The sequence below is a fragment of the Pseudoxanthobacter sp. genome (genome assembly GCF_036822375.1).
Lineage (GTDB): Bacteria > Pseudomonadota > Alphaproteobacteria > Rhizobiales > Segnochrobactraceae > Pseudoxanthobacter.
Genome location: NZ_DAISHT010000279.1, coordinates 1 through 3699 on the forward strand (window position 1 = coordinate 1; position 3699 = coordinate 3699).

Below are 3699 nucleotides of genomic sequence, written 5' to 3' on the forward strand. Positions count from 1 at the left end.
GCCGCGACCGGCTTCCGTGACGAGATCGACCGCGTCTTGCAGAACGCCGGCCCGGCCGGCGGTGCGCCGCCGCTGCCGCCCCCGGTGCCGGTCGCGCCGCGGCCCGGCGATCCGGCGCCCGCGCCGTGAGCGGGGAAATCGCGGGGCCCGGTCTTCACCGCGTGCGGCCGGACCCGGCTCAGGACGGCCGGCAATCCGCGACGGCGCTGCGTGTGCAGCGGGGCGTCGGCCGGCTGTTGCTGGCGCACGGCTTCTGCTGCGCCAGCGAGGTGAGCCTCGCCACCGGCCGCCGCACCGATCTGATGGCGCTCGGCCCGCGCGGCGAAATCTGGATTGTGGAAATCAAGTCCTCGGTCGCCGACTTCCGTGCCGATAGCAAGTGGCCGGACTATCGCGCCGCCTGCGACCGGCTGTTCTTTGCCACGGTACCGGAGGTGCCGGCCGCGATCTTTCCCCCCGAGGCCGGCCTGATCGTGACAGACGGCTTTGCTGCCGAGATCGTGCGCGACGCCCCGCTGACGCCGCTTGCGGGCGCCACGCGGAAGGCGATCACGCTGCGCTTTGCCCGCACCGCGGCGCTGCGCCTTCAGGCGGTGACCGATCCCGCGGCCGGCGCCGGTCCCGACGGGCTCTGAAGGCCCTCAGCCCGCGCCGATGAGGATGCCGGCGAGAAACACCAGAACGCCGCCGACCACGACCTGAAAGACCGCCGACAGCAGCGGCGTATCCATGTAGCGCATGCGAATCCAGGCGATGACGGCAAGCTCCACCACCACCACGGCAATCGCGATCAGTGTCGCCGTCCAGAAATGCGGGATGAGATAGGGCAGGGTATGGCCAAGGCCGCCGATGGCGGTCATGGCACCGCAGACCGGGCCCCGAATCCACGGCGTGCCGCGGCCGGAGAGCTTGCCGTCGTCCGACAGCGCCTCGGCAAAGCCCATCGAAATACCGGCCCCGACGGCGGCGGCCAGACCGACCACGAACGTGGCGTGGGTGGAGTGGGTGGCAAAGGCGGCCGCAAACAGCGGTGCGAGCGTGGAGACCGAACCGTCCATGAGCCCGGCCAGCCCCGGCTGCACGGTTTGCAGCACGAAGGCCCGCCTGGCCGCCTCGGCCTCTTTGCTGCGGGCGCCGGGGGTCAGCAGCCGGTCGCGCAGCACCTCGCCGCGATCCTGATGTTTCAGTTCCTCGCCGGCAAGCTGCGTGAGCAGCGCCTGCACGGCGGGGTCTTTCGCCTGCGCCGCGGCCAGCTGATAGAAGCGCTCGGACTGCTCTTCCATATCGGCGACCTGATTGCGGATCGCGTCCAGCCCGAGCGGCCGCATCAGCCACAGCGGCTTGCGCCACGGCAGGCCGGCCACGTCTTCGCGCCGCACCAGCGGCAGGCCGTGGGGAAAGCGCTTTTCCGCCAGCGCCTTGAGGCGGTCGCGGTGCCCGGCCTCCTCGCGCGCCATCTCCGCGAAGACGGCCGCCGTCGCGGGATAATCCGGCGTCAGCGCCTCCGAATAGGCGGTGTAGATGCGGTGGTCTTCGTCCTCGCTGGCGATCGCCACCGACAGCACTTCGGCCTCGCTGAGGTCGGCGAGGCGGCGCCGGCGGGCGTGGGGAACGGAGATCAGGGCTGCCATGGGTCGCCTCGCTCAGAGTGCGGTCGCGTGCCGGACCGGGCGAACCATCATGGCATCCGTCGCGGCGCCGCGAAACCGGGCCCCCGGCCCGCCGCCGACAAAAGCGGCCTGCCGGCGCACAAAAAAAGCCGCCCGAAGGCGGCTTTTACTGCAGCGGTCCGGTGCGGACGCCGGGCTCAGAGCTGAGCCTCGACCTCGCGCAGCTGGGAAATGGTCGCCGACGCCTTGTAGCGGGCCTCGTCGCTCTGGGCAGACGCCAGCACCGCCTCGAAATCGGCAATCGCGGCCTGCACCTGCTCGCGACGCAGGCTCTCGGCCGGAATGGCGACATCCGCCAGAACCGTCAGGCGGGTGGGGCCGGCATCGGCGAAGCCGCCGCGCACATAAACCCGCTTCTTCTCGCCCGAGGCCAGAGTGGCTTCGACGAAGCCGGGGCGCAGCGTGGAGAGGAAAGGCGCATGGCCCTTCATGATCTCGAACGCACCCTCGGTGCCCGGCGCGACGACCGAGCGGGCTTCCTCGGAGAGCAGGAGACGCTCGGGCGAGACGAGCTCGAAGGTAAAGGTCTCGGCCATGGATATTGGCTCCCGTCAGATCCGTCCGGCCGGGTCGTGTGCCTTGCTGAACGGCCGGCGTTCACAGCAAGGAGCCGCGCGGGCAACGCCGCGCGGCGGGCAGAAATGCGATGCCGGCAGCGCCGGCATCGCGGGACCCGAAGGTCTCAGTTCTTGGCGGCCAGCTTGGCGGCCTTCTCGACGGCCGCCTCGATGGTGCCGACCATGTAGAAGGCGGCTTCCGGCAGGTGATCGTACTTGCCTTCGCACAGACCCTTGAAGCCCGAGATGGTGTCCTTGATGTCGACGAACACGCCGGGCGAGCCGGTGAACACTTCGGCGACATGGAACGGCTGCGACAGGAAGCGCTCGATGCGGCGGGCGCGGGCGACGGTCAGCTTGTCCTCTTCGGAAAGCTCGTCCATGCCCAGGATCGCGATGATGTCCTGCAGCGACTTGTAGCGCTGCAGGATTTCCTGCACGCGGCGGGCGGTCTGGTAGTGCTCGTCGCCGACGATGCGCGGGTCGAGCATGCGCGAGGTCGAGTCGAGCGGGTCCACCGCCGGATAGATGCCCTTTTCAGAGATCGCGCGGTTCAGCACGGTCGTGGCATCGAGGTGGGCGAAGGTCGCGGCCGGAGCCGGGTCGGTCAGATCGTCGGCCGGCACGTAAATGGCCTGCACCGAGGTGATCGAGCCCTTGGTGGTGGTGGTGATGCGCTCCTGCAGGGCACCCATGTCGGTCGCCAGCGTCGGCTGATAACCCACCGCCGAAGGAATGCGGCCGAGAAGGGCCGACACTTCCGAACCGGCCTGCGTGAAGCGGAAGATGTTGTCCACGAAGAACAGCACGTCCTGACCGCGGTCACGGAAGTCCTCGGCGATCGTCAGACCGGTGAGAGCCACGCGGGCGCGGGCGCCCGGGGGTTCGTTCATCTGGCCGAACACGAGGGCGCACTTGGAGCCGTTGCCGCCGCCGTGCTTGTTCACGCCGGACTCGATCATCTCGTGGTAGAGGTCGTTACCCTCACGGGTACGCTCGCCCACGCCGGCGAACACGGAATAACCGCCGTGCGCCTTGGCAACGTTGTTGATCAGCTCCTGAATGAGCACCGTCTTGCCCACGCCGGCGCCGCCGAACAGGCCGATCTTACCGCCGCGGGCGTAAGGCGCGAGCAGGTCCACGACCTTGATGCCGGTCACGAGGATTTCCGCCTCGGTCGACTGCTCGGTATAGGCCGGGGCCGGCTGGTGGATCACGCGGGTGTGCTCGAAATCGACCGGACCGGCTTCGTCCACCGGCTCGCCGATCACGTTCAGGATGCGGCCCAGGGTGCCGTCACCGACCGGAACCGCGATCGGGGCACCGGTGTCGCGCACGACCTGACCACGGACGAGACCATCGGTCGTGTCCATGGCGATGGCGCGGACGGTGTCCTCGCCGAGATGCTGGGCCACTTCCAGAACGAGGCGGTTGCCCCGGTTCGTGGTCTCGATGGCGTTCAGGATCTTCGG

The 3699-nt window shown here is 69.3% G+C and carries 4 protein-coding genes; 1 reads left to right on the forward strand and 3 read right to left on the reverse strand.

Translation table 11 applies throughout. From position 1 onward, the window contains the following. Positions 1-161: 161 nt before the first annotated feature. Entirely contained in the window at positions 162-635 is a 474-nt protein-coding gene (locus V7067_RS16400; RefSeq protein ID WP_334176970.1) for an MmcB family DNA repair protein, read from the forward strand. 6 nt (positions 636-641) lie between these two features. Here the strand turns inward: V7067_RS16400 and mbfA are convergent, their stop codons facing one another. From mbfA to atpD, 3 genes are all read right to left on the reverse strand, one after another. Next, positions 642-1631 (reverse strand): iron exporter MbfA, encoded by a 990-nt coding sequence (gene mbfA / locus V7067_RS16405; protein ID WP_334176967.1) that lies wholly within the window; start codon positions 1629-1631, stop codon positions 642-644. 176 nt (positions 1632-1807) lie between these two features. Beyond that, complete coding sequence (locus V7067_RS16410) at positions 1808-2206, reverse strand: F0F1 ATP synthase subunit epsilon (RefSeq protein ID WP_334176968.1); 399 nt, start codon at positions 2204-2206, stop codon at positions 1808-1810. A 146-nt stretch (positions 2207-2352) separates the two neighbouring features. After that, on the reverse strand, positions 2353-3699 hold a 1347-nt coding region (gene atpD, locus V7067_RS16415; RefSeq protein WP_334176969.1), incomplete at its 5' end, for a F0F1 ATP synthase subunit beta.

What these genes read in the sequence shown, in the direction of transcription:
- mbfA (WP_334176967.1), bottom strand. Translation starts at nt 1,631, where the DNA reads ATGGCAGCCCTGATCTCCGTTCCCCACGCCCGCCGGCGCCGCCTCGCC.
- V7067_RS16410 (WP_334176968.1), bottom strand. Translation starts at nt 2,206, where the DNA reads ATGGCCGAGACCTTTACCTTCGAGCTCGTCTCGCCCGAGCGTCTCCTG.